Origin of the sequence: Vibrio sp. 10N.247.310.98, assembly GCF_041467395.1 — a bacterium.
Lineage (GTDB): Bacteria > Pseudomonadota > Gammaproteobacteria > Enterobacterales > Vibrionaceae > Vibrio > Vibrio crassostreae_C.
Genome location: NZ_JBFSUL010000003.1, coordinates 1 through 23,709 on the forward strand (window position 1 = coordinate 1; position 23,709 = coordinate 23,709).

Annotated in this window: 21 protein-coding genes and 1 pseudogene; 7 read left to right on the forward strand and 15 right to left on the reverse strand. The window is 43.8% G+C overall.

Annotated features, from left to right (window positions below; translation table 11 throughout):
* Window positions 1-163: 163 nt before the first annotated feature.
* The gene (locus tag AB6E78_RS01745; protein WP_016800220.1) at window positions 164-544 is read right to left on the reverse strand and encodes a hypothetical protein; all 381 of its coding nucleotides are present in this window, start codon (window positions 542-544) and stop codon (window positions 164-166) included.
* A 133-nt stretch (window positions 545-677) separates the two neighbouring features.
* Here AB6E78_RS01745 and AB6E78_RS01750 point away from each other — a divergent pair, with 133 nt between their 5' ends.
* Entirely contained in the window at window positions 678-1,715 is a 1,038-nt protein-coding gene (locus AB6E78_RS01750; protein ID WP_029203706.1) for a tyrosine-type recombinase/integrase, read from the forward strand.
* 110 nt (window positions 1,716-1,825) lie between these two features.
* On the opposite strand, the pseudogene AB6E78_RS01755 reads toward AB6E78_RS01750, so the two are convergent.
* The 3 genes and pseudogenes from AB6E78_RS01755 to AB6E78_RS01765 form a co-directional block, all read right to left on the reverse strand.
* Window positions 1,826-1,960 (reverse strand): annotated as a pseudogene (locus AB6E78_RS01755) (L-threonine 3-dehydrogenase); the annotation flags it as partial.
* A 123-nt stretch (window positions 1,961-2,083) separates the two neighbouring features.
* On the reverse strand, window positions 2,084-3,115 hold the full coding sequence (gene tdh, locus AB6E78_RS01760; protein WP_017059546.1) for an L-threonine 3-dehydrogenase: 1,032 nt from the start codon (window positions 3,113-3,115) through the stop codon (window positions 2,084-2,086).
* 110 nt (window positions 3,116-3,225) lie between these two features.
* Window positions 3,226-4,419 (reverse strand): glycine C-acetyltransferase, encoded by a 1,194-nt coding sequence (locus tag AB6E78_RS01765; protein ID WP_102332044.1) that lies wholly within the window; start codon window positions 4,417-4,419, stop codon window positions 3,226-3,228.
* A 455-nt stretch (window positions 4,420-4,874) separates the two neighbouring features.
* Between AB6E78_RS01765 and AB6E78_RS01770 the strand changes: the two genes are divergently transcribed.
* The gene (locus tag AB6E78_RS01770; protein WP_065584581.1) at window positions 4,875-5,807 is read left to right on the forward strand and encodes a LysR family transcriptional regulator; all 933 of its coding nucleotides are present in this window, start codon (window positions 4,875-4,877) and stop codon (window positions 5,805-5,807) included.
* Complete coding sequence (locus AB6E78_RS01775; protein ID WP_017069423.1) at window positions 5,807-6,190, forward strand: VOC family protein; 384 nt, start codon at window positions 5,807-5,809, stop codon at window positions 6,188-6,190. The genes AB6E78_RS01770 and AB6E78_RS01775 overlap by 1 nt, the downstream gene beginning before the upstream one ends.
* Window positions 6,191-6,301: 111 nt before the next feature.
* Here the strand turns inward: AB6E78_RS01775 and AB6E78_RS01780 are convergent, their stop codons facing one another.
* The 4 genes from AB6E78_RS01780 to AB6E78_RS01795 form a co-directional block, all read right to left on the reverse strand.
* Window positions 6,302-7,837, reverse strand: a complete 1,536-nt coding sequence (locus AB6E78_RS01780; protein ID WP_372111612.1) for a PepSY-associated TM helix domain-containing protein — start codon at window positions 7,835-7,837, stop codon at window positions 6,302-6,304.
* Between the two features lie 111 nt (window positions 7,838-7,948).
* Window positions 7,949-8,299: a hypothetical protein gene (locus tag AB6E78_RS01785; protein ID WP_017064798.1), complete on the reverse strand. Its 351-nt coding sequence runs from the start codon at window positions 8,297-8,299 to the stop codon at window positions 7,949-7,951.
* 301 nt (window positions 8,300-8,600) lie between these two features.
* Window positions 8,601-8,996, reverse strand: coding sequence for a cytochrome b562 (locus tag AB6E78_RS01790; protein WP_372111610.1), 396 nt, complete (start codon window positions 8,994-8,996; stop codon window positions 8,601-8,603).
* Window positions 8,997-9,140: 144 nt separating this feature from the next.
* Window positions 9,141-9,887, reverse strand: a complete 747-nt coding sequence (locus AB6E78_RS01795) for a phosphatase (RefSeq protein ID WP_372132452.1) — start codon at window positions 9,885-9,887, stop codon at window positions 9,141-9,143.
* Between the two features lie 321 nt (window positions 9,888-10,208).
* On the opposite strand from AB6E78_RS01795, the gene AB6E78_RS01800 reads away from it, so the two are divergent.
* The gene (locus tag AB6E78_RS01800) at window positions 10,209-13,232 is read left to right on the forward strand and encodes an HD domain-containing phosphohydrolase (RefSeq protein WP_372132454.1); all 3,024 of its coding nucleotides are present in this window, start codon (window positions 10,209-10,211) and stop codon (window positions 13,230-13,232) included.
* Window positions 13,233-13,274: 42 nt separating this feature from the next.
* Here the strand turns inward: AB6E78_RS01800 and AB6E78_RS01805 are convergent, their stop codons facing one another.
* On the reverse strand, window positions 13,275-14,294 hold the full coding sequence (locus AB6E78_RS01805) for a DMT family transporter (protein WP_372111606.1): 1,020 nt from the start codon (window positions 14,292-14,294) through the stop codon (window positions 13,275-13,277).
* Between the two features lie 91 nt (window positions 14,295-14,385).
* Between AB6E78_RS01805 and AB6E78_RS01810 the strand changes: the two genes are divergently transcribed.
* Together AB6E78_RS01810 and AB6E78_RS01815 are read left to right on the forward strand one after the other, a co-directional pair.
* Window positions 14,386-15,333, forward strand: a complete 948-nt coding sequence (locus AB6E78_RS01810) for a LysR substrate-binding domain-containing protein (RefSeq protein WP_102428808.1) — start codon at window positions 14,386-14,388, stop codon at window positions 15,331-15,333.
* Between the two features lie 36 nt (window positions 15,334-15,369).
* Window positions 15,370-15,690, forward strand: coding sequence for a heavy metal-binding domain-containing protein (locus AB6E78_RS01815; RefSeq protein WP_004730185.1), 321 nt, complete (start codon window positions 15,370-15,372; stop codon window positions 15,688-15,690).
* Between the two features lie 149 nt (window positions 15,691-15,839).
* Here AB6E78_RS01815 and AB6E78_RS01820 read toward each other — a convergent pair whose 3' ends face one another.
* Both AB6E78_RS01820 and AB6E78_RS01825 read right to left on the reverse strand, forming a co-directional pair.
* The gene (locus AB6E78_RS01820; RefSeq protein WP_372111603.1) at window positions 15,840-17,096 is read right to left on the reverse strand and encodes a peptidoglycan DD-metalloendopeptidase family protein; all 1,257 of its coding nucleotides are present in this window, start codon (window positions 17,094-17,096) and stop codon (window positions 15,840-15,842) included.
* A 161-nt stretch (window positions 17,097-17,257) separates the two neighbouring features.
* Window positions 17,258-18,097 (reverse strand): tetratricopeptide repeat protein, encoded by an 840-nt coding sequence (locus AB6E78_RS01825; RefSeq protein WP_017067625.1) that lies wholly within the window; start codon window positions 18,095-18,097, stop codon window positions 17,258-17,260.
* Window positions 18,098-18,327: 230 nt separating this feature from the next.
* Between AB6E78_RS01825 and AB6E78_RS01830 the strand changes: the two genes are divergently transcribed.
* Window positions 18,328-18,843, forward strand: a complete 516-nt coding sequence (locus tag AB6E78_RS01830; RefSeq protein ID WP_082151303.1) for a cytochrome b — start codon at window positions 18,328-18,330, stop codon at window positions 18,841-18,843.
* 80 nt (window positions 18,844-18,923) lie between these two features.
* Here the strand turns inward: AB6E78_RS01830 and AB6E78_RS01835 are convergent, their stop codons facing one another.
* The 4 genes from AB6E78_RS01835 to AB6E78_RS01850 all read right to left on the reverse strand — a co-directional run bounded on the left by AB6E78_RS01835 (window position 18,924) and on the right by AB6E78_RS01850 (window position 23,518).
* On the reverse strand, window positions 18,924-19,358 hold the full coding sequence (locus AB6E78_RS01835) for a hypothetical protein (protein WP_372111601.1): 435 nt from the start codon (window positions 19,356-19,358) through the stop codon (window positions 18,924-18,926).
* A gap of 116 nt (window positions 19,359-19,474) precedes the next feature.
* Window positions 19,475-19,741, reverse strand: coding sequence for a hypothetical protein (locus AB6E78_RS01840; protein ID WP_017059525.1), 267 nt, complete (start codon window positions 19,739-19,741; stop codon window positions 19,475-19,477).
* Window positions 19,742-19,976: 235 nt separating this feature from the next.
* Window positions 19,977-21,761: an ABC transporter ATP-binding protein gene (locus tag AB6E78_RS01845; protein ID WP_372132457.1), complete on the reverse strand. Its 1,785-nt coding sequence runs from the start codon at window positions 21,759-21,761 to the stop codon at window positions 19,977-19,979.
* The gene (locus AB6E78_RS01850; RefSeq protein WP_372132460.1) at window positions 21,755-23,518 is read right to left on the reverse strand and encodes an ABC transporter ATP-binding protein; all 1,764 of its coding nucleotides are present in this window, start codon (window positions 23,516-23,518) and stop codon (window positions 21,755-21,757) included. Before AB6E78_RS01850 ends, AB6E78_RS01845 begins: the two co-directional genes overlap by 7 nt.
* Between the last annotated feature and the right edge of the window lie 191 nt (window positions 23,519-23,709).

Here is a 23,709-nt window from a genome sequence, read left to right on the forward strand (position 1 = left end):
ACCGCATCTTAACTTTAATCGCTAAATCACTTTGTAAATACGTGGATTCCATATAAGGAAAGGGGCAAAAATGAGCTAGCCAACCTGCTAATTTAGAAGATCGAGCCGACAATACGGACTGTAAGTTTCTGGCCTAACTGATTTATAAATTATCACCTCTACATTAAAACAACCCAAACACATTATTTTTCCCATCTTGTTCAAGGCATTTGATCTGATGGTGCTTTGGTTCTCCACCAAACAATAAAATATACAACTTCCGGTCTTGATACGTCCCCACTACATAGTGGTCTTTTTGTATCACGTACTCGATAGTTTCGGCTTCTTCATCAGTACACAGATATTTAATATCGACCAGCTTCACCCACTTCAAACCGATCACGTTTTCAGCTTCTATAAACCCACCAAATGGTGCCGTAAAGCGATTACCTAGTTTCAAAACCGCATCAATCACCCCTTGGTTCTTCTTACTTACTCCAATTGGACCATCACTGTTGATTTTGAAATGACTGTAGCCAGCAGTCACATGAATTGATTGATACACAGCAATAACCTATTAGCTTTCTTAGCACTTTGAGATAGGAGCCTAACCTGTGCTTTTTGTCCGATATAAAACATTGTTCTACGTTTCAGCTCTAATTATGCTGTTTTTACATACAGTGATTTTAGGCTTTATTATGTCTATCCGCAATTTAAAAGATGGTTCTACCAAACCTTGGCTCTGCGAATGTTACCCGAATGGGCGAACGGGGAAACGTGTTCGTAAAAAGTTTACGACTAAGGGAGAAGCAAAGGCTTTTGAGCTTCACACGATGAAGGAGATTGACGATAAGCCATGGATGGGAAGTAAAACCGATCACCGTAGAATGAGCGAACTGTTAGACACTTGGTGGACCATACACGGTCATACGTTGAAATCGGGTAAACAAGCTCGGGAGCTAATAGCCAAGACAATTGAAGAATTAGGGAATCCAATTGCCTCCCACCTTAAAGAACGAGACTACTTAGACTATCGTGCAGCGCGAATACCCTACCGTGGCAAAAATAAATCTATTAAGATTTCACCAACAACACATAACACGGAATTGATTTATCTAAAGGGAATGTTCAAGAAACTGATTAAGTACAATCAATGGAAATACCCCAATCCACTTGAAGCTATCGAAACAATCAAAACAAGTGAGAAGAACCTAGCATATCTAACCAAGCCACAAATTGAAGAGTTCTTAGTTAACCTGAAAAATTTCAACCGAGTCATTACAGTCTCGATTCCGCAGCTCATTGTAATTTCTAAGATTTGCTTAGCCACCGGTGCCCGTATAAGTGAAGCTCTAACTCTTACCCGTTCACAGGTAGCTGAATTTAAACTGACTTACACCGAGACAAAAGGTAAGAGGAATCGAAGTGTGCCCATCTCACCAGCTTTATATCAAGAGATCTTAGATATCGCCGTGAGCGACCATGAAATTTTTAACACGAGTTACAAGGACGCCTGGCGCTACATTAAAAAAGCTTTACCAGAGCACGTTCCGAGTGGGCAAGCGACGCATGTTCTACGGCATACCTTTGCTTCGCATTTTATGATGAACAAAGGGGATATCTTGGTGTTACAGCGTATTCTTGGGCATACTAAGATTGAGCAGACAATGGCGTATTCTCATTTTGCTCCAGAACATTTGATACAAGCTGTACACCTCAATCCATTAGAGAATTAATGGCGACAAAGTGGCGGCAGACACTGTAATCGACCGTTATTTAGCGGTTTTATTCGTAAAAAAGGCGACATTTTCACTGTCGCCTTTTGCTATTTAGAGCCTAATTTTTTCTATTCCCAATCAAGGATAACCTTGCCAGAAAGCCCACTACGCATAGCATCGAAGCCAGTTTGGAAATCATCAATTTTAAAGTGATGAGTAATGATTGGTGATAGGTCTAACCCTGATTGAATCAAACTTGCCACTATATGAAAAAACAAAAATAACCACTAAATATCAATAGTTTAAATTAATTATCAATTAAGAATGGCGACAAAAAAGGCAACAGTTTTACCTGTTGCCTTCTGATATTCAAAACCGGTAGTATCCTACTCCCAGTCTAAAATTACCTTACCAGACATACCAGATCGCATCATGTCGAAGCCTTTCTGGAAGTCGTCCACTTTGTAGTGGTGAGTAATAATTGGTGTTAGATCTAGGCCAGATTGAATCAAAGAAGCCATCTTGTACCAAGTTTCGAACATCTCACGACCGTAGATACCTTTGATAACCAAGCCTTTAAAGATTACTTGGTTCCAGTCTACTGCCATATCTGATGGTGGAATACCTAGTAGAGAGATCTTACCGCCGTGGTTCATGTTAGTCAGCATGCTGTTGAACGCAGATGGGTTACCAGACATTTCTAGGCCTACATCGAAGCCTTCAGTCATGCCAAGATCAGACATTACGTCTTCAAGCTTCTCTTCCATCACGTTTACTGCGCGAGTCACACCCATTTTCTTAGCAAGATCTAGGCGGTACTCGTTTACATCAGTGATTACAACGTGACGAGCACCAACGTGCTTAGCAACAGCTGCAGCCATGATACCGATTGGGCCAGCACCAGTAATTAGCACGTCTTCGCCAACTAGGTCGAAAGAAAGTGCTGTGTGTACTGCGTTACCAAACGGGTCAAAGATTGAAGCTAGATCGTCAGAGATTTCTGCAGGGATCTTAAATGCGTTGAACGCAGGAATCACAAGGAACTCAGAGAACGCACCAGTGCGGTTAACACCAACACCTGTTGTGTTACGACAAAGGTGAGTACGGCCGCCACGACAGTTACGACAGTGACCACATGTGATGTGACCTTCGCCAGATACACGGTCGCCGATTTCAAAACCACGAACTTCTTGGCCAATGCCAACAACTTCACCCACGTATTCGTGACCTACTACCATAGGTACTGGGATTGTGTTTTGTGACCACTCATCCCAGTTGTAGATATGTACGTCAGTACCACAAATTGCGGTTTTCTTAATACGAATAAGAAGATCATTATGACCCATTTCAGGTTTTTCAACCTCGGTCATCCAAATGCCTTCTTCAGGCTTTAGCTTAGAAAGTGCTTTAATTTTCATAATGTTACCTAGTTCATCTCGCCTAACTGTAAGGCGAGAATCAAAAATCTATATATTCTACTGGGTGTTGCTCTATCTAATTAAAGGATGCTCGTGGCATCCCTTTAAAATTAGATGATACCCATGTCTTTACCAACTTGAATGAACGCATCGATTGCGCGGTCTAGTTGCTCACGAGAGTGTGCAGCAGACATTTGCGTACGGATACGAGCTTGACCTTTTGGTACTACAGGGAAAGAGAAACCTACAACGTAGATGCCTTTCTCTAGTGCGCGCTCTGCGAACTCAGCCGCTACTTTTGCATCACCAAGCATGATTGGGATGATTGCATGGTCAGCACCACCCATAGTGAAGCCCGCTTCTTCCATGCGAGTACGGAAGTGAGCAGAGTTTTCCCATAGTTGAGTACGTAGGTCGCCAGATTCCGCTAGAAGATCTAAAACGCGGATAGACGCAGATACGATTGCAGGTGCAACAGAGTTAGAGAATAGGTATGGACGAGAACGCTGACGTAGCCAGTCGATCACTTCTTTCTTACCAGAAGTGTAACCGCCTGAAGCGCCACCCATTGCTTTACCTAGCGTACCAGTGATGATATCGATACGGTGTACAACGTTGTGGAACTCGTGAGTGCCCGCGCCGTTTTCGCCCATGAAGCCCACTGCGTGAGAGTCATCAACCATTACTAGTGCGTCGTACTTGTCTGCAAGGTCACAGATAGCAGGAAGGTTAGCCACTACGCCGTCCATTGAGAACACACCGTCAGTTACGATTAGTGTGTGACGAGCGCCAGCTTCTTTAGCAGCGATAAGTTGCTGCTCTAGCTCTTCCATGTTGTTGTTCGAGTAACGGAAACGCATTGCTTTACACAGACGAACGCCATCGATAATAGATGCGTGGTTTAGTGCGTCAGAGATGATTGCGTCTTCTTTACCTAGAATTGTTTCGAACAAACCAGCGTTTGCATCAAAACAAGATGTGTAAAGGATAGTGTCTTCTTTACCTAGGAACGTAGAAAGCTTTTGCTCTAGTTCTTTGTGAGAATCTTGAGTACCACAAATGAAACGTACTGAAGCCATACCAAAACCGTGCTGATCCATACCATCTTTAGCTGCTTCGATAAGAGCTGGGTGGTTAGCAAGACCTAAGTAGTTGTTTGCACAGAAGTTTAGTACTTCTTCACCAGTCGAGATAGAAACCGCTGCTTTTTGTGCAGAAGTAATAATGCGCTCAGACTTGTAAAGACCTTCTTCTTTAACTTCTTCGATTTGAGTTTGAATCTGTTGGTAAAATGCAGAAGACATTGTCTCATTCCTTCCTAGTTATTATTTAGCAGCATCGCGCGCCGCTTTATGTAGGGATGTAAACGATCTCAACACGATCATTTACACTGTAAAACTTATGCCTATATTCTAGTTGAACATCCCCGTTCCGATTATCCCTTTAGTTGGAAAAACATTAATGAATCACAGGCACTAATAATAGTTCATCCCAGTGACATAGGGCACATTAACGCCCTTCACTTGCTTTTTTAAACGCCAAATTAGCTATAATTTCCGTCTAATTTCGCTTTCATATCAAATCTCAATTTTTCATCTCAGAATGCGCAGCAGCAACGCCGCTATACAGATGAGCTTCAAACACAACAACCTATCAGAGCAATCACGTCAATCAATTAATGAAATTGATTCACAAATCAAAGTAAATCGCTCACAATGACCATTAAGTTCATCGTTGAAACTAGCTTAACTGGATACTTATGATTAACCCAAAACTCATCGCCCTGCTTCCGGATCTCGCCTCGTTCATTTTGGTGGTTAACGAAGGTAGTTTTACGGCTGCAGCAAAACAGTTAGGCGTGACACCATCAGCCTTGAGTAAGCTCATCACCCGCTTGGAAAAAGCGCTATCGGTGAAACTGTTTGAGCGTACCACTCGTACCCTTATCATTACGCAAGCGGGTCAATTGGTTTATGATCAGAGTGTGGTGATGATCAACGCAGCGCAACAAGCCGTTGAACTGTCTACCTCCGACCATACCGAACCTGCAGGCTCGATAACGGTAGCGGCGCCTGAAGCCTTCTTGAATTCGGTATTGCAGCCTTTCGTTGTTCCATTCTTAAATCAGTATCCAGAAATCCAACTTAAATTGAGAGCGGCTGACGGCGACATCGATATTTTACGTCAAGGCATCGACATTGCTTTCCGCCTGACTGATAAGCCCGACGAAAGCTTAGTATTGAAAGAGTTAGGAAAAACAAACCTCGTGTTGTGTGCAAGCCCTGACTATTTAGATGCCAAGGGGATTCCTCACCACCCTACCGAGCTGTCTGAACACGACTGTTTGTATCTTGCAGAGACAGACAAAGATCACATTTGGGATTTTCTTAAAGATGATGAATTTCACACAGTACCCGTCAGTGGACGTTACGCAGTTAACCACTCGCAGATGCGACTGAAAGGTGTGAAAGAAGGTCTAGGCGTCGGTATTTTCCATGACTTCGTGATTCAAGATGCGTTGGCTGAAGGGTCTGTAGTACAAGTGTTGGAAGATTGGACCATCAAGAGTAATTACCATGGTGCGATTGCGATGCAGTTTGCTCAAACCAAGTACATGCCCGCTCGACTGCGTGTATTCATTGATTACGCCATGAAGCACTTAGGTGACAAGTTGGCAGGAGAAATAAACTGATGCTGAAAGGAATACACCACGCGGCCATAATCTGTTCAAACTACGACGCGTCGAAACACTTTTACACTGAGATTTTGAAACTTGAGATAATTGCTGAAAACTATCGTGAGGCTCGCCAGTCGTACAAACTTGATTTAGCGCTACCTAATGGTGCTCAAATAGAACTATTCAGCTTCCCTAACGCGCCAGAAAGGCCTAGCTTTCCTGAAGCTCAAGGGCTAAGACACTTAGCTTTTTGTGTTGATGACGTTCAACAAATCAAAAGCTATTTGGAAGAACAAAGAATCGAAGTCGAACAGATCCGAATTGATGAATTTACAGGTAAAGCATTTACTTTTTTTGCCGATCCTGACGGGCTTCCGTTAGAGCTTTATGAAATCTAGAGCTTTATCAAATATAGAGCTGTACAAGTCTAACGTCTTCTTAATAAACAGAGCATGTCATCTGAATAATGAAACTGACCTCCTCAAAAAGGAGGTCAGTTTGTATATCAATTAACTCAATGCCGTCTTGAATTTCTCAACGCGTGAAAATAGTAACCAATCCAGCAGCATTGCTGTCACGATCGTCGCTCCCGCCAGTGGAAACAGTACTGAAATAACTATCACGATCACTAAACCTGTCTTCCAAAGCCCTGCATCGCCAAACTTCGGTGGCGTGCCAAGCTTTCTTTGACCTGAAGGTCTACGTATCCACCACATCACACCGCCAGTCACGGACACAACAATGAACGCCAAACAAAACAAAGCATTTAGAAGCTTGTTAATGATGCTGATGTCACCTTGATGCAATGAAATACCTACCGCTAACGTTTTGGCAATGAAGTTATAATCTTGCCATGTCACCTCACCCAGAATACGACCTGAGTATTGGTCGAGGTGCGTAGTACGATCCTGCGTTGGATCGATGATGTCACCGCCCATAGTGTTGGCTGTGACCGTGTAAACACCTGTTTCTGAACGCGGGAAATTCACCTTGTATTGAGTGAAACCAAGTGAGTGCGCTTTTTGGATAACATCATCAATCCCGAAACTGCTTGCTGACATCACATGTTGAGAGTGGTCTTCGCCCATCTTAGAGTGATCATGAGGTTCAGATGCCTCTTCCACGTGATGTACATGTTCTGCAGGCTTATCTTGAGACAACGGCAGCGGTGTTTGTTCTAGATTCCATGGAAGTTCTTCCTCTGAGCCATGGTTAAGCGATGTGTGCGTCTTATCAGACAGCGGAATATCGTCCCACATTTGAGCAGGGAAAGTGCTCCATGCTTGAACAAGCTTACCGCCCCAAAAACCTGTCCATGCCAATCCAGACAGAATAAACAACAACAGAACGAGCGATAACACACCTCCAATGTTCGCATGCAGATCACGCATTAAAATACGCGTTCCTGAACCAAATCGAAGCTTAAGAAAACCAGCGCGGCTCGCGTTATCTCTAGGTAACCATAAGTAAATACCACTGATGAGCAACAGAATAGACAAGCTTATTGCGACTTCAATTAGATAATCACCCCAATCACCAATCAACAAAGTGCCGTGAATGTCATTCGCGAGTTGGTACAGGCTGTCGCTACGCGGAATCTCTCCGACCACTTCGCCCGTATATTGATTTACCGTGGCGAAGACCGATGTGCCGTCTACAAGTGCTACCGAAAAGCGGTTAGCCAGATCAGGAGCTTTGCTCGGAACAAACTGGGTAACCGAACCTTGTGGGTATTGAAGTTGTACTGCAGCTAACTGTTGTGACACTTTAATCGGCTCGCCCGATGCAACAATCTCTAGGGCTTCGTGGTGGAAAGTCAATTCGATTTCATCATCAAACAGCATCACCAAACCTGTAATGCTCAGCATTAACATAAACGGGATAACAAATAGCCCAGCATAGAAGTGCCAGCGCCATGTGAGGAAATAGAGGGTTTTATTGCGGTCTTTGCTTTTTATATTGGTTTCCGAACCGGTTGTTGCACTGCTTTTAGACTGCGAAGTTGCTTGTGCTTTCGCAGGGGTTTGAGATTCATTTCTCAACATTATAATTTCCTTTGACACACGCAAACATACCTTCTGAAAAATCAGAAAGTAATCTGAGCATGTTTAACTTTACTTAATACTTTATTTTTTAATTATTTTAATGGGTTAGGTTTAAGCAATAACAAAGGGAGGGCCGCGCGGGGCTTGCCTCGTGTAGCGTTCGCTTAGAGCCAAAAAAGCGTAGCTGTCGGAGACAATAGAACTCAGTCGAGTTGTCAGTAGTGTAGTGGGAAGTTCATCTTGGTGAAACGTGGAAAAATGGCTAAACGGACACGGCTTTCCTTTATGAGTATTAGGTTCGCCTTCTTCGATTTGAACCAATTCAAAGCCATTGACCGTACATAACGACGCCCATACTCCCGCACTATTACCATGAGCATTGATAACAGGCATTAATGTCACTAGCGCCCAGCTTAATGCTGTTGCAAGTAACATGAAGAAGTTGAACGAGGTTCGGCGCATTATTCCAAGTCTTTATAAATTTCCCTTATTATGAGGGACTTGGAATATAGGTAAACGTAAAGATTAACAGCAAGTTAAAAAATTGAAGCTAACGCACACTCTTTTTCGTTAAATACTGGTTACAACACTAAAGCTAAGAAAGTAATACTCATCTCTTTGCAGCAGGCTTTCGATAAAAGAGACAATAAAAACGCCGCCTTACACCTTCCTCGAAAGAGGGTAATGTAAGGCGGCGTTTTAGAAATCGAATCTTGAGGTTTGCTCTTTGTTACCTATCTAGCAAACGTTCATGATTAACGAATTAACCGAAGATCTTGCTCCAGATGCTTGGGTTACGCTTCTCATGGTACTCTTCACGAAGGCCATCAATAGTACGAAGTTCTTGCTGTGCCGACGCTAAGTCACCTTGGTCTAGCTTCTGCTCAATGCTATCCAGTGATGCACTGATCTTTTTGAAGCCTTCCATGAAGTTGTCTTCTTTCTCGACTGGGTAAACACCCGTTTTCAGCTCGGCCACTAGCGTATCTAAACGAACGATAGGCTTTTGCATCTCATCAATGCTTTGAGCTTCTGCCGCTTGTTTGAACGCAAGCTTCATTTCTTGCATGTTTTTCTTAAGGTCTACATTAGCAAATGCGTTGCCAGACAATACTGAAGCAGCGATTAAGCCAGATAAAAGGATTGAGCGAGTTTTCATTGTTTCTCCAAGTGAAGCGGTGTATTTGAAGTTAGAGCCGTCATTACTGTGGCACTTCGACTTTATTATTTTCGGCTAGTGTATACAAAAATCTTTCAGGCACAAAAATTGATTGTGTCGAAATGCAAACCCGCCGACATTCTCTTAAACAAGATCTGAATATTCTGGGATTTCATTACGACCGCGCAAGGCCAAAAAGGCTAGGAACTGCTTTGGCGAATGGGTAATCACTTTACTCGAATCTACGCCCACTTCATCTAACAATGCTGCGACTAAGTCTAAGCCACCGACATCTAAACAGAAATGCGCATCGCTGCCTGTTGTAATAAATGCACCCTTCGCTTTCGCTATTCTTGCAATCTCATAGCAGCGGTCAACACTGCCAACTCGGCTATTGCCTTTGAGTGTGGTGTTGTTGATCTCAATCGCCACGTTGTTCTCAACCGCACATTGAATAACGGCTTCGAAATCGAAATCAAAATTAGGATTGCCTAAGTGACCAAGCACATCAATTCGACCGCCCTTAATCACATTCAACAATGCTTCTGTATGGGTAGCGACATCCGATGGGCGAAATACTGGCTCATGAAAACTCGCGATCACCCAATCCAAGTTCTTATCCACACTCGGATGAATGTCGATTTCACCCTGTGTGTTCATGATGTTTGACTCAACACCTCGAATAATTGCGACATCTTCAATAAAACGAGGGAGCACACGCTGATTGCTGAAGAACCAATAGTGTGGCGCGCCCGGCATTGATTCTGAATGATCAGTAGTACAAAACATGGCTAAACCATTTTGCTTTGCCGACTTGGCGTTTTCGATCAATGTGCTGTAAGCATGACCACTTGCGTATGTGTGGGTGTGAGTATCTACTTTGAGTTCCATGAATCAATGCCCTCTTCGCTCGGTCAAAATACGTTTTTCAGAAAGTAACTCTGAATCTCTTTCAGGAAAAGAATACTTCAGAAAATGAATGCCTAATGGCAACAATTCGGCCAGTTTATCAGCTGAAAGTGACAATTAGCACCCAAACATAAAGGTTTATTACTGGTTCATTTACACGACACGGGAATACGTGGCTAACCAGAGCCAGCCAGCGCTTGGTCTTATCTAAGTCGAACCGCACACACTCGGTAATTGCGCCAATTTTTTGCAACCTACCCAAGTTCGTCAATACTTAAACTAGCCTACAAACTGGAGTGTTAGATGAGAAGAAGACGATATCCGCTGAGTATCCACATCACTAGCCTTTTCCTAATTTTGACAACACTTGTCGGTGCGGTATTGATTTCGATTAGTTATCGGCACTCCCAAGAGCTGCTGCTAGGCACAGTGCGCGAGATCAGTAATGAGCACCGCGACAAACTGGAATCAGTATTTAAACAAGCCATTGCCCCTGTTATCACAACCTTAAATGTGATGGCGGTGAGCCCGTTTGTTGCTCATCAAGCTTCCGCTGTCGAAAAAGACTCTTGGCTTGCTTCGGTCGATATCATCTTCAAGCAAAACACCAATTTGGTCGCTCTATTTTATGGTTCTGAAGATGGTGACTTCAGAATCTTTCGTCCATTAAGCACCAATAAACAGAGAGCCGAAAACAGCGCGCCCGCTAAAGCGACCATGATGGTCAGCAGCACCAATCTAGACGGTGAAAACTTTATTACCTATCTTGATGGCGCACATCAAGTGATCAGTACTCGACAAGCAGAGAGTAAGTTCAACCCCACCACTCGTCCTTGGTTTCGTAACGCAAAGCCTGATGGCTCAATACAACTCTCTGAGCCCTATCTATTCTATTTCCTGCAAACCAATGGCATTACACTCTCTAGGCGTTCTGCCGATGGCAAGCATGTGGTTGGTGCCGACTTTACGTTGAGTTCCCTCTCTTCTCAGATCAGTGAATTAGCTTATTCTCCGCAAACCCGACTCGCCTTGTTCGATCAACATTTTAATCTTCTCGGTCAGCATCAACTTGAGCTATCAGTACCCAAGCCTGACTCCCAATCTGATGACACAAGTAAAACTGAGCAAACGAACAACCAAACGACGGGGAATCTCTCTGGCAGTGAGCAAGACCAAAGCTTCTTTAATGTGCCCAAACGTGAACAGATGGAAGCATTGAAAGCGTCCGTTATTGCGCCGCTTATCTCTGATGAAGAGAAGTTTAACCTCAATCTAAAAAACGTTGAGTACAACTTAAACACTTGGGCACTAACGCTAACGCCGGTTCAACTGACTCAAAATGTCACCTTATACTTGGCAGAAGCGACGCCACACAATGAGCTGCTCGCTGATCTTATCTCGATGCGAGACAAGCAAGTTGCGGTTGCGATTGGGATGTTGTTCATCTGCTTCGCTATCGTATGGTTTGTTGCTAATCGACTGTCTCAGCCGCTCAATACGCTGATGCAACTCACCGACAACATCGCTCGGTTCGACTTCAGGCGTACTCATTATCCCAAAAGCATGATTCAAGAAGTGGCTAACCTCGCCCACTCGATTGAGCTAATGGAACACACGCTTCATGATCTGATTACCCTACTTCGAGACACCGCCGGGAATCAGGAGTTTTCGATCTTAGCCAAGAACATTGCTCATCAAAGCTATTTAATTACCAAAGCAGAAACCATTGTCCTTTTCACTCAATCCAAAGAGAAAGACGTGTTTGATACGGCAGCCAACCTTGCCATTCTTCCTTTTAAGGCCGACATCAATGACTTCATCAAACACACACCTTGGTTGCTGTGTCAGCTTAAATCTGGTGAGACGATCCATTTGAACAGAGAAGACAATGTTCTCAACTATTACCAAGATTCGCTCTTCAATTCAGACCTGTACCTATTTCCACTATTAAACCGAGAGAAACTGTTGGTAGGGATTGTGGCAATTGGCTATGAGAGACCAATTACCAAGATGCAGGCAGACAAGCACGCCTTTTTAAGAGAGTTGCTCAGCTTTGCGGAAATAGCGAAAGACAACATCGACCAAATGCAGCAACAAAAAGACATGCTTAATGCCTTTATTGAGCTGATTGCATCGGCGATTGATACCAAGTCACCTTATACGGGCGGGCATTGCCAACGAGTGCCTGAGCTCACCAAATGGCTAACTCAAGCAACCATAGATGATGACCGCTATTACCCGCAATTCTCATTGGACAGTAAACAGTGGGAAGAGTTGATGCTCGCCGCTTGGCTTCATGACTGCGGCAAGGTGACCACGCCTGAATATGTGGTAGATAAGGCAACAAAACTGGAAACCATTTACGACCGAATCCACGAAGTGCGAATGCGTTTTGAGTTGTTGAAACAGCAAGCGGAAACCGATTACTGGAAAGCGATGGCGAACGGTGCACTACAAGAAGAACAACTCAAAATACTCGAACAAAGCCTGTCTGAACTGGATGAGGAGTTTGCCTTCGTTGCTGAGTGTAATCTTGGCGGCGAATCTATGACGGAAGAGCAGCTAGAACGCTTAGATCAAATAGCCAAACGCCAATGGAAACGTACACTGGATGATCAATTGGGTTTGTCTTGGTCTGAAAAAGAGAGATTTAATACCCAAAAAGAGTCGGTTGAGAAAGAGAGAACTGAGCCAACAAGTCAGGAAAAGGGTTTGCCTGTCATGGAGCCTCTGCTTGCAGACAAACCGGAGCATAAAATACCTTGGGACAATGGCTTTAACCCTGCCGATGTATGGCAAGAAGCGTTTGTACTTAAGCCCGGAGAAGTTAAATACAACCAAGGTGAACTGCACAATTTGAAAGTACGCCGTGGTACGCTAAACGATGAAGAACGTTTCATGATCAACGATCATATTATCCAAACCTTCACCATGCTCAACAAGTTGCCTTACCCGCCTTACCTTCAAAACATTCCGGATATCGCCAGCGGACACCACGAACGTATCGACGGTAAGGGATACCCAAGAGGCTTAAACGAAGACCAGTTACCTCTGCCGTCCAGAGCAATGGCAATTGCTGATGTCTTTGAAGCGCTCACCTCTAGTGATCGCCCTTATAAGAAAGGTAAACTCTTAAGCGAATCACTCAACATCATGACCGACATGGCCACCAGCGGTCATATCGATCCCAAGTTGTATTTACTGTTTTTGGAAAACAAAATCTACGATAAATACGCTGAGCGATTCCTAGAAATGAACCAACGCTGCGAGATTGACCCGCACGAACACATCGACCGAGTAAAAGAATACATACGCTCATTGTTCTAAGTTTTAAATTAACCATTCAGAGGATAAGCCATAACTCAATGGTTAGCTTTTAGCTGCCGAGTCCAATACCGCAACGTCCACTACAGTCGCTACAGCCACTGTGGTGTGCGGTTTTTGTTTGGCTTTCGCCTTGCTGTGTCTTTTTGCCAGCAATGTATTGGTGATGCTCGCCACGACAATCAGGTTAATGCCAATCATCTGCTGTGTAGAAAACACATCATCAAAGAACAAGCCCTGCCAAAGCGCGCTAAACAGCATGTTAGTAAAAATCAGAGGTGCCAACTGGGAGCCACTGTCTGCAAGCTTATACGCCTTGGAACGGAAGATTTGGGTATTGATGGTAAACATTGCAAGACCAAGTGCTCCGAGAACAATCCAACGTAAGTCATCGAAAGACCACAACGCCGATAAGCTACCTGAGCTTTCAACTACATCAGGAACCGCAGACACTGAAGTAAACACAACCATAGGAATCACAATGATTGCCGCAACTAAAAAGGTCCACGCGTTAAGCTCTGCTGGTGTCAGGCTAGTTTTAGACGCTCGGTACAAACTCACTTGCGAGCCAGAATTAAATACCCCAGCGAGAAGCCCAAGAAGAAGCGCAGGTCTAAAGAACTCCGAACCCAACTCAAACTGCGACCAATCCCCCGCCATCATAACTACGCCAACAAAGGTGACAGCTAAACACACGATCGTCGTTGTATGAATCTTGGTTCTAAATATTAACTTTTCTAACAATGGAATAAACAGAGGACCAGTACTGAACAACACGACCCCTTCAACTAGCGTTAAGGTTTGCAGTGAAGTAAGGAAACACCACTGACACGCCACCATAAAGATCGCCCGCATCACCAAAGGTTTCCACATTTCTCGTGTCGGCTTGCTGATTTTGTAAAAGGTCAGGAAAAGAAATAAAAACAGACTGGGTAACAAAAAACGCACAAAACTGAGTAACGAAGTGGGCATCACTTCAGATAGATACTTGGCCATCAAGCCACTTAAAGACAAACTGAACGTCGACAACAACATGAAAGTCGTCGCCTTGGTAATATCAGACATAATTATCACCTCCTATGACATCTATTTTAGAGGCGTGACGTAATGAAAAATAGCGAGTAATATTAACTATAACTGTAAGGAAAACTTACCAATGAAAAAACTCGTTCCGCTTAAATCCGTTTATGCTTTCATTGCTGTTGCTGAGACTGGCAGCATGACCGACGCCGCGCGGGTATTGTACGTCAGTCACTCTGCGGTAAGCCAAGCGATAAAGTCGTTAGAACAACTGGTCAACAAGCCTCTGTTTCAACGAGTCGGTCGTCGTGTTGTTCTTAATGCCGCAGGTAAGCGATATTACCGCAAAGTTGCTCCCGCACTTGAGCAAGTGATAGAGGCGACCGAAGAGCTTGCCAGAACGCCTAACGACCACCGCATTACCCTCAACATGGTCAATTCGCTAGCGATGCACTGGTGGATCCCACGAGTTCCCGACTTCCAAGCCTTCGCTCCCTCACTTGATATCCGCATTTCGACGCTAACTGGCCCTTTCGATATCGAGCAGGAAGGGGTCGATGTTGCGCTTGTACATGGCAAACCCAACGAGTGGGAACAATATTACAGCGAGAAACTGGGCGACGATGACCTAATCTTGGTGTGTAGCCCTACGATATTAAAAAACCAGACCGGATTGAGCGTCGAACAACTCGTCAAACAAAACCCGACCATTGGCGTTTTTAACCTCAGGCGACAACACGACTGGCAAGTGTGGTGCGACAATTACCAAATCCCAATGCCCACATTCCATAGCAACCTGACATTCGATGTCTCCATTCAAGCAGTACAAGCTGCGATTCGTTCACTAGGCGTATTGGTTACACATCGCTTGTTTGTGAAGGATGACATCAGCCACGGGATGCTTGTCGAACTGGGTAAACCGGTTGCTAACCCGCACCAAGATTTTTACTTTGTTTGCCCAAAAAACAAATTAAAACAAGAAAGTGTGCTAAAACTGAGAACATGGTTAAGACATGAATTCACACGCTCAGAGACAGCACTGAACGATGACATTCAAGAGCAAGACCAAACTATCAATCAATAAGCGAGTGACAGCTCAGCAAGCTTACAAGAGGCCATTATGATTATTACCACCACACAATCAGTCGAAGGCAAGCGCATTGTCGATTACAAAGGGGTTATTGCCGGAGAAGCCATTCTAGGGGTGAACGTTTTCAAAGATATGTTTTCAGGAATTCGTGACTTTGTGGGTGGACGTTCTGGCACCTACGAGAAAGAACTGGAAAAAGCACGTAACTACGCGTTCAAAGAGTTAGAACAGAAAGCGATTGAAGCGGGTGCCAACGCGGTGGTAGGCGTAGATATTGATTACGAAGTCTTGGGAACAGGTAATGGCATGTTGATGGTCTCTGCTAGTGGCACGGCAGTGGTGGTTGCTTAATCAGTGGCAAACCTATCGCTCAATAGCTCTATCCATCGAATAACGGATTCAGTCGCTTAATCGTGTGATTCTTTAAAAAAACGCCCCTTAGCTAAATCGCTAACTAAGGGGCGTGATTGTATGCGTTGCCAAGTTAGATATGAATATCTCTAACTCGCGCGATCTGCGGGCTCAGAGAGCATGGCATCAAAAGAGGCAATTCGAGCCAAAAACTCTTTTCTATCTTTAGGCATAATTGAGCTTGCCATTGGTAAGTTCGCCTTCATCGCATCGACGGCGCGACCACGAACCAATACCTCAAAGTGCAAGTGCGGGCCAGTAATACGACCAGTAGCACCCGATAGCGCAATTTTCTGACCTCGCTTAATTTGCTGACCTTTCTTAACTAAGAAGCGGCTCAAGTGAAGATAACGCGTCGTATATACGCTGTTGTGTTCAATCACCAAATATTTACCAGCATACGGGTGGTCACGAAGTGCCACCACTCGACCATCACCAGTTGAGTAGATAGGTGAACCAACAGGTGTCGCAAAGTCGGTACCATTGTGCGGTGAGATTCGCCCAGTTACTGGGTGTCTTCGTGTCGGATTGAACGAAGAAGTGATTCTTCGGAATTTTCTGTCGACTGGGTATCTATCAAAGGCTTGCTCTAGACTATTTCCCTCTCTGTCATAAAAAAGACCATCTGGTGCTAGAAAAGCTGAGACTTCTCGGTTTCTTAATTGAATTGAGATACCTTGAATTTCTGTTTTACCCGTTAGGTGATCATCCGTGTACTGCTCTTTGACCAATACATTGAAGCTATCACCGGCTCTCAGCTCACGAGCGAAGTTGACTTTGTCTTTTAGTGTGCGGGTGATATTGGCTATCTGGTTAGTAGTTAACCCCGCTTTGTAGGCTGACGTTGAAAAGCTACCGTGAACACTACCCGCATAGAGTTTTTCTTTCCATTCGCCTGGGATCTCGTGGAATTTATAGGTGAAGCTACCATCATCGTTTCGAGTAAAGGCTGCTTGCTCAACCAGACTTTCGTGAAAGACCAACTCTACGAGCTGTTTGGACTCACCATCGACAAGCAGCTCTAAGTGGTCACCAGGTTTTATCGTATCGAGTTTCAAAGATTCAAGATCCGCTTCCATGATCTTATGAACCGTTTCATAAGGCAGATTCCATGACTCGAATATGTTACTGAGGGTATCGCCAACTTTCACAAAATAATGGACCTTAACCAAAGAGTTGGGAGTCGCTTGCGAGTCGATGACTTCCTTATCATTAGGTTGAGAACCTTGGTAAGGTGTTATTTTGATAGAGATTTCTGGTGCTGGTTTGGAGTGAAAAGAGAGCAAAGCAGCAAGGGAAAATGCGCTGATCGCAGTAACGATCAGACCAATACGGAGGAACTTCATAAAATACTTAGCGGTTATAACGAGGAACTTAGAAAGTGTTATAACATAACAATTAAATCAAAAAAATAAATGAAATGTAAGAAACCATAGCGCGATAGGTGTGAAAGTATGGTGAGCATGCAAAGCCCACCACCTTAGTTAACACGGATCTTTACCTCATATTACTCTTCACGAAGTACTTCGAAGCGTTCTAAGCCTCGCAGCATCTCAAAGTCCGGCTCTTCAGTTAGCAGCTCTCTCATGGACCCACTGGCTTCAATAGCGCGCTCTAAGTCATCGATAGCTTGACCTTCTGCCCCTAATCGAGCATAGGCGCAAGCACGTTGATACAAGGCATGAGCATTTTGGTCATCGACTTCTAATACACGGTTACAAAGACTCATTGCCCAGTGGTATTCCTGTATATCCATAGCAGCGTCAGCTTTGGCAGTAAGTGCTTCTAAATCTCCAGGACGAACCTTCAGTATTTCATCGTAGATTTCAATTTTTTGCTCTGCCGTTTGTGCGTTCTGTGCTCTCAACCATAGGTTATGAATCTCATTGATAATTTCAATTTCGCGGTTGTTGTCGGAAATGATTCTGGTCTTGCGCTTAAGATCCCGTTCAAGAACATTAAACTTCTTCTCATAGTCTTGAGCGATAGAATTAAGTCGCTTATCAGCCATGTCTTGAGTTGTGTGTTTAAGCTCTTTGATGGATTGCCAACCCACCAGCGCGATAAGAGAGGCCACACCAGCAATAATGTAGAAGAAGTAGGTTACGGTTACATTGGCGTAATTCAGAGACTTGTCTGCCACAGTCAGTTCCCGGTCAGTCATCTGAATGGTCAAGCGTCTTTCAAGATCCTGCTGTTCCATTCGCAGTTGCTTCAACTCATCCAAGATATAGCGTTCCATCAGCGGTCTATCCAAATACTCTTGTTCCGAGTACTTAACATCTTCGCTTGCAAAACTCATCGTGCTGAACACCGAGATAACTGCAACCAATAAGATTCGAAGCATTATACATTCCTTATATGTTTATATTTAGACTAACTGTATCTCGTAATAGGCATACAAGCTAGGAAGTCGACAAGTTTGCTATGTCCATATTGGAATTAACACTCTAAAACATCATTGATAATTATAAAACACCTGAAGCAATATGATTAATTCGCGATGCGAATATACCGAAAAATGGTTTATTGCATCGAGATGAATCTTATATTAATAACGATCAGAACGAGGTTAATTTGAATAATCCACGATACGATTTAGTAAGCCGTGTACTGCACTGGGTAATGGCTTCTGTAATCATCTATGCAACGATCGCAGGGTATGTGATGCACTATGTCACCAGTCATCCAGAGCTGTTTTCTTTTCTGTCAGTGCTCAACATGTCATTGGCGACCGTTGCGACGCCACTGCTTGTGGTTCGTTATATCTGGAGCCACTTTCGCTCGTCGCCAAGCATGCCAACCTCTGTGCCTGAAGGGCAAAAATGCGTTGCCAAGCTTGCACACTCTTTGATGTATCTTGTGATGTTTATGGTTTTCAGCACCGGCTACTTAATGCTAAAAGAACCGTACTCTTTATTTTGGTTAGTGAGCGTAAATAATCTAATTACCGACTCTGCAATCAACGGCTTCTTTTTCTATTTACATCGTGCCAGTTGTATTGCCCTAGCCTGTTTAATTGTGCTGCATATCAGTGCCGCACTTAAACATCACTTTGTCTCTAGGAACTATGTATTGAAGATGATGCTCTAGATTCAAAGAATTCAAGACAATTTGCACAAACAACAAAAAAGCCATAGCATGTTCGCTATGGCTTTCTTATTTCAATTTGATTACTTGCTGTGAGTATCTATCATCACTTGCCAATATTCGCATTTGGCTAAGAACTCTTTTAAATAAAGCTCTGGGTTAGCAAGCTTCTCACCGCCTTTCACATCAGCGCCAGTCACTCGCCAAAAGCCACGAGTAACAAGATTTCTGTGGTAGATAAAATCGTTAAGTTCGTTTGTTTTTAACGGAAGCTGCTCACCAAAGGTTTGTTCGTACAAGATCAACGTAGCAGCTTGCTCACTTGGTTTCTCTCTTAGAAAGGTATACAAGTCCAAATCGAGTGGCTGTTGTGCTTCTTTCGGCAACGCTTTAGCTAATTTAGAGATCACACTGAACAGAGCCAACTCAACTTTTTGAGACGCTAATAACGATGCACCTAAAAGCGCATGTTCGTTGGAAATATGTTGTTCTGTTGATGAAACGGTTGCTGTTGTCACTGTGTTAACCTCAAATAATCATAACGGGTGTTACTGAACTGGATAGAGTCTTTTCACTAAGCTGAATCTTATTCTTGTTATTAAGAAGAATCTTGCAGCTAAGCAGAGCCTTTCGACTAAGCAGAATCTTTTAGCAGAACACGGTCAGCATCAATAATGGTGAAGCCTGATGCATCTTCATTCTTTTCGACTTGCACTAAACCTTTAAAACCAATCTGCGACAGCTTCTTCGCAAGTTGATCTGGTGCTGTTTCAAAAACAACATTCATAAAAGGTAAAGACTCAGCATCAACAAAACCATGCTCGTTAAACAGTTCCATTGCTTGAGATAAATGGTCTGAGTCGGTTAATTCGATAATTTCTACAACTTCTTCCAACAACATTTTCGATTCCATATTCGCCAGAAAGTGACTGACACAAGCCGGTTCTTTTTGCTTGCATACATCCCGATGCCCTAAGACACCCCTTTAGTAGTAGGGAGATCATAACATATTAATAATCGTAAAATATGTTTTATTTTCCCTAAGCTACTGGGAATACTAGAAAAGAATAGAAATTGGTGAAACATAAGCAACACCAATTCATAGTATCGATAACGGTAAACCTGATTTGAGGTGATCAGGCAACCGTTACTTGAGAATCGCCCGTTTCTACAATCGATTCTTGTAACAAGCCAGCATAAATACCATTGTGTGCCACCAGCTGTTGATGATTACCTTGCTCAACAATTTCACCCTTTTCCAACACCAAAATCGTATCTGAGTGACGAACGGTACTCAAACGGTGTGCAATCGCAATCACGGTTTTTTCCTTGAAAAGGCGCTGCATTGCTTTTTGAATCAGGTCTTCAGTGATTGAATCTACCGAACTGGTCGCCTCATCAAGCATCATCAATTGACCACCCTGTGCAACCGCTCGAGCGAACGAGATAAGCTGCGTTTGCCCTACAGACAAGTTAGAGCCGTTCTTTTCCAAGTGGAAGTCATAACCTTGTGGCAATTGTTCAATAAACTTATCGGCATAAACATAGCGCGCCGCCTGTTCAACCTCAGTTCTAGATAGATGCGTTTTGCCCAGCGCGATATTGAATTGGATGGTCTCTTCAAATAAGTGCACGTCTTGCATCATCATTGAGAACAAATGAGCAGAGTCTTCACTTGAGATCTGTGACAGCTCTATTCCATTCAACAAAATGCTGCCTTCATAATCTTGGTAGGCTTTAGAGATCAGACGCAGAATCGTCGACTTGCCCGAGCCCGTCGAACCCACAAGCGCGATTTGATGCCCTTTCTCCAATACAAACGAGACATTCTTTAGAACGTAGGGAGAGTCGTCTTTGTAGCGGAAGCTTACGTTCTTAAACTCTAGGCTCACAAACTGTTCAAGCTGCTTCTCAACCTTGTTAGATGACAACAGGTTGCGCCCTTCTTCTTCAGTCGGCTCAACAAACAGCTCTTCAATATGGTCAAACGCTGCAAATGAACTCTGAATCAAAGCGATCTGCGAAGTAAAGTCACGAATCGGAACAAACACTTTCTCTAAGGTGTTGATGAACGCAATCAGCACACCCAAGGTGAGCGCCCCTTCTAACACTTGCTCAGAGCCATACCAGATCATAATCGCGATAGTGATGGAGGTGATGCCAGAGATAAACGAGAACAAAATCGCATCGTATTTATTGATCTTCTTCTGCGCTCTTAAAAACTCATCGGTATAGCCTTGGTAGCGTTGCTCGACTTGCTCTTCCGCTCGGTACATCTGAACGGTTTTCATGCCAAATAAGACTTCTTGTAAAAAGCCAATACCGCGAGCGAGAGAAGAACGAGTCACCTTATAGAGAGCACGAAGTCGGTTTCTCACATACACCGTCAAATACATCACTGGCGGCATAATGATCAATACAATCATCGTTAACTGCCAATCAATGAAGAACATCATCACCAACAGAGCAATGGTATTGATGCTGTCTTTAACTAGCCCTACAACCGACTGAACAAACGTCTCGCCGATGGTTTCCAAGTCACTGGTTAATCGTGAAAGCGTTACCCCAATCGGTGTGTTATCAAAATAGCTGCGCGGTAGTTTGAGCACGCGAGCAAACAATACTGAGCGCATGTCAGTTATCGTGTATTGACCAGTTTTACGCAGATTGTACGAATAGGTGGTATCCACCACATAACTCGCCACCAGCACGGCAGCGAGATAGAAGACGTATTCGAGCAGACCATCCATATCCCCGTGACTCAGGTGAACATCGATCACTTGAATGATCAGCCAAGGGAACAACAAGCTCGTGATGACAGAAAGAGGAAGCATAGCGATGCCCAGAATCGCAGAGCCTTTGTATTTCTTAGCAAACTTAAAAAAGTGCTTGAGGTACTTGAGATCAACACGTTTTAACATGCTGCTGCCTCCGTTTCATTCTGCTGTAGTTGCCATGTATCGTAATAGTAATCACAGGTTTTCAATAACGTGGCGTGGTCGCCCTTCGCGATCACTTTACCTTCGTTCAACACGATGACTTCATCCATATATTCAAGGGCATTAACGCGGTGTGAAACCACAAGAACCGATTGATTTTCCAAACGTTTAAACAAACCTTCCAAGATCTTACGTTCTGTTTCATAGTCGACAGCCGATAGAACGTTATCCATGATGATCAGGTCGGTGGGTTGCAATAAAGCACGCGCAATACTTAAGCGCTGCTTCTGACCACCTGACAACATGATCCCTTTCTCACCGACTAAGGTTTGATCGCCGTGTTCAAAACGTGTCACATCACTAGCCAACTGGCTGAGCTCTAGCACTTCATCAACCTGACTCTTTGCCAAATCGGTATCTAGGCTACCAAAGCGGATATTGTCTTCGACGGTTGCTGAAAACAGGTAAGGGTCTTGAGTCACGGTTTTCACGTAACGGCGTAAGTCACTGCGTGAGAAGCTAGTGACATCTCTTTCACCAAGGAAAACAGAACCTTGTGGTACATCCAAGTGGTGGTTTAAGCAGTTCACTAATGTCGTTTTACCCGCTCCGATCCCGCCTAACACACCCACTTTCTTACCTGGTGGAATATCAAAGCTGATGTCATCGAGAATCACGCGTTCTTCACCTGAATAGCTGAAGCTGAGATTGCGAACGGAAAACGTTTCTCCCTTCAGCGATTCAACATCTAATTCAGTAAGCTTATCTTCATCTAGCTCTGGGACTTTGGCATTAAGAATGGTTTGTGCACTTTGGATACCGACCATGCCTCGCTGATAAATGGTCGCGATTCTGCCAAGTTGCATCAATGGCATAGCGAGCAAAACTGAGTAAGTCAGAAAGGCGGTAATCTCACCAAGTGTGAGTTCCTGTCTCATTAACATGTAGCCACCAAGCCCAAGAATGATGATTTTCATCAGGTCATTGGCGTAGTCGAGTACCGGCATAAAGAAGACTTGAATGCGTGTAATTTTAAGGCGGCATTCAAGCAATAACTGGTTCAGTTTTTCAGTTTCAGCTTTCACCCAAGGTGACATCTGCTGGCTCTTAATGAGATCAATCCCAGACAGGTAACTCATTAGCTGAGCAGACAGATTTTGTAGGCGCTTCATGTGCTCTAAATGCAGCGCTTTCATACGCTTGAAGCCCACACGGAAAATCACAAAAGCGATTGAGATAGGAATGATCGAATACAGTGTGAGTTCTGGCGATATGCGCCACATGTAAAGAGGCGTCAACGACAACGCAAGCAAGGCATTGAAGAACTGCAAGAAGCCGACACCAAACAGCAGTCGAATGCCACTAAGGTCATTGTTGATAATCGAGATCAGTCGACCCGAAGCAAAGCGTTCGTGAAAGCTGCTCGGTAAGCGATTCAACTTTTGTAGAAGTGTACTTTTAAGTGCGGCCTCTGTAATTCGCCCCGGATTAAGCGCATAGATACGAGACAGAATTCTCACCACCACCATGGCAACCGACATCCCGACCACAATCCAAACATAGGTTTGAAGCTGTTGGTGGCCAGTTGAAGAGGCATCATCAATCAAATCTATCGCCAATTGGATATAGCGAGGGATCTCTACTTGTAACCAGTTGACGAGAAAGATGAACACAATCGCCAATAAGTACGAGGTGCGATTCATGCGCAGATAATGGGCAATAAACTGTCTTTTATTCATAGTATTCTTTGTTTAGGGTAGGCTCACAGCGAGATTTAACGATATAACCGGGCAGTTAAGCTAGATAGGTTCATCGCTGAGGTAAAGATACATCAAAAACACTTAGTTGACAATATCAACCATATTCAATAATTAGTTTCGGGTATTAAGTTTTAGCATTGCTAGAAACAACTTTGCCGCCAAAAGTGGCG

Excerpts from the sequence above, each read along its gene's own strand:
- AB6E78_RS01825 (WP_017067625.1), bottom strand. The coding sequence starts at position 18,097 with ATGCTTCGAATCTTATTGGTTGCAGTTATCTCGGTGTTCAGCACGATG.
- AB6E78_RS01840 (WP_017059525.1), bottom strand. The coding sequence starts at position 19,741 with ATGTTGTTGGAAGAAGTTGTAGAAATTATCGAATTAACCGACTCAGAC.
- AB6E78_RS01815 (WP_004730185.1), top strand. The coding sequence starts at position 15,370 with ATGATTATTACCACCACACAATCAGTCGAAGGCAAGCGCATTGTCGAT.
- AB6E78_RS01790 (WP_372111610.1), bottom strand. The coding sequence starts at position 8,996 with ATGAAAACTCGCTCAATCCTTTTATCTGGCTTAATCGCTGCTTCAGTA.
- AB6E78_RS01765 (WP_102332044.1), bottom strand. The coding sequence starts at position 4,419 with ATGTCTTCTGCATTTTACCAACAGATTCAAACTCAAATCGAAGAAGTT.
- AB6E78_RS01850 (WP_372132460.1), bottom strand. The coding sequence starts at position 23,518 with ATGAATAAAAGACAGTTTATTGCCCATTATCTGCGCATGAATCGCACC.
- AB6E78_RS01775 (WP_017069423.1), top strand. The coding sequence starts at position 5,807 with ATGCTGAAAGGAATACACCACGCGGCCATAATCTGTTCAAACTACGAC.
- AB6E78_RS01845 (WP_372132457.1), bottom strand. The coding sequence starts at position 21,761 with ATGTTAAAACGTGTTGATCTCAAGTACCTCAAGCACTTTTTTAAGTTT.
- tdh (WP_017059546.1), bottom strand. The coding sequence starts at position 3,115 with ATGAAAATTAAAGCACTTTCTAAGCTAAAGCCTGAAGAAGGCATTTGG.
- AB6E78_RS01805 (WP_372111606.1), bottom strand. The coding sequence starts at position 14,294 with ATGTCTGATATTACCAAGGCGACGACTTTCATGTTGTTGTCGACGTTC.
- AB6E78_RS01780 (WP_372111612.1), bottom strand. The coding sequence starts at position 7,837 with ATGTTGAGAAATGAATCTCAAACCCCTGCGAAAGCACAAGCAACTTCG.
- AB6E78_RS01820 (WP_372111603.1), bottom strand. The coding sequence starts at position 17,096 with ATGAAGTTCCTCCGTATTGGTCTGATCGTTACTGCGATCAGCGCATTT.
- AB6E78_RS01750 (WP_029203706.1), top strand. The coding sequence starts at position 678 with ATGTCTATCCGCAATTTAAAAGATGGTTCTACCAAACCTTGGCTCTGC.
- AB6E78_RS01795 (WP_372132452.1), bottom strand. The coding sequence starts at position 9,887 with ATGGAACTCAAAGTAGATACTCACACCCACACATACGCAAGTGGTCAT.
- AB6E78_RS01770 (WP_065584581.1), top strand. The coding sequence starts at position 4,875 with ATGATTAACCCAAAACTCATCGCCCTGCTTCCGGATCTCGCCTCGTTC.
- AB6E78_RS01800 (WP_372132454.1), top strand. The coding sequence starts at position 10,209 with ATGAGAAGAAGACGATATCCGCTGAGTATCCACATCACTAGCCTTTTC.
- AB6E78_RS01785 (WP_017064798.1), bottom strand. The coding sequence starts at position 8,299 with ATGCGCCGAACCTCGTTCAACTTCTTCATGTTACTTGCAACAGCATTA.
- AB6E78_RS01810 (WP_102428808.1), top strand. The coding sequence starts at position 14,386 with ATGAAAAAACTCGTTCCGCTTAAATCCGTTTATGCTTTCATTGCTGTT.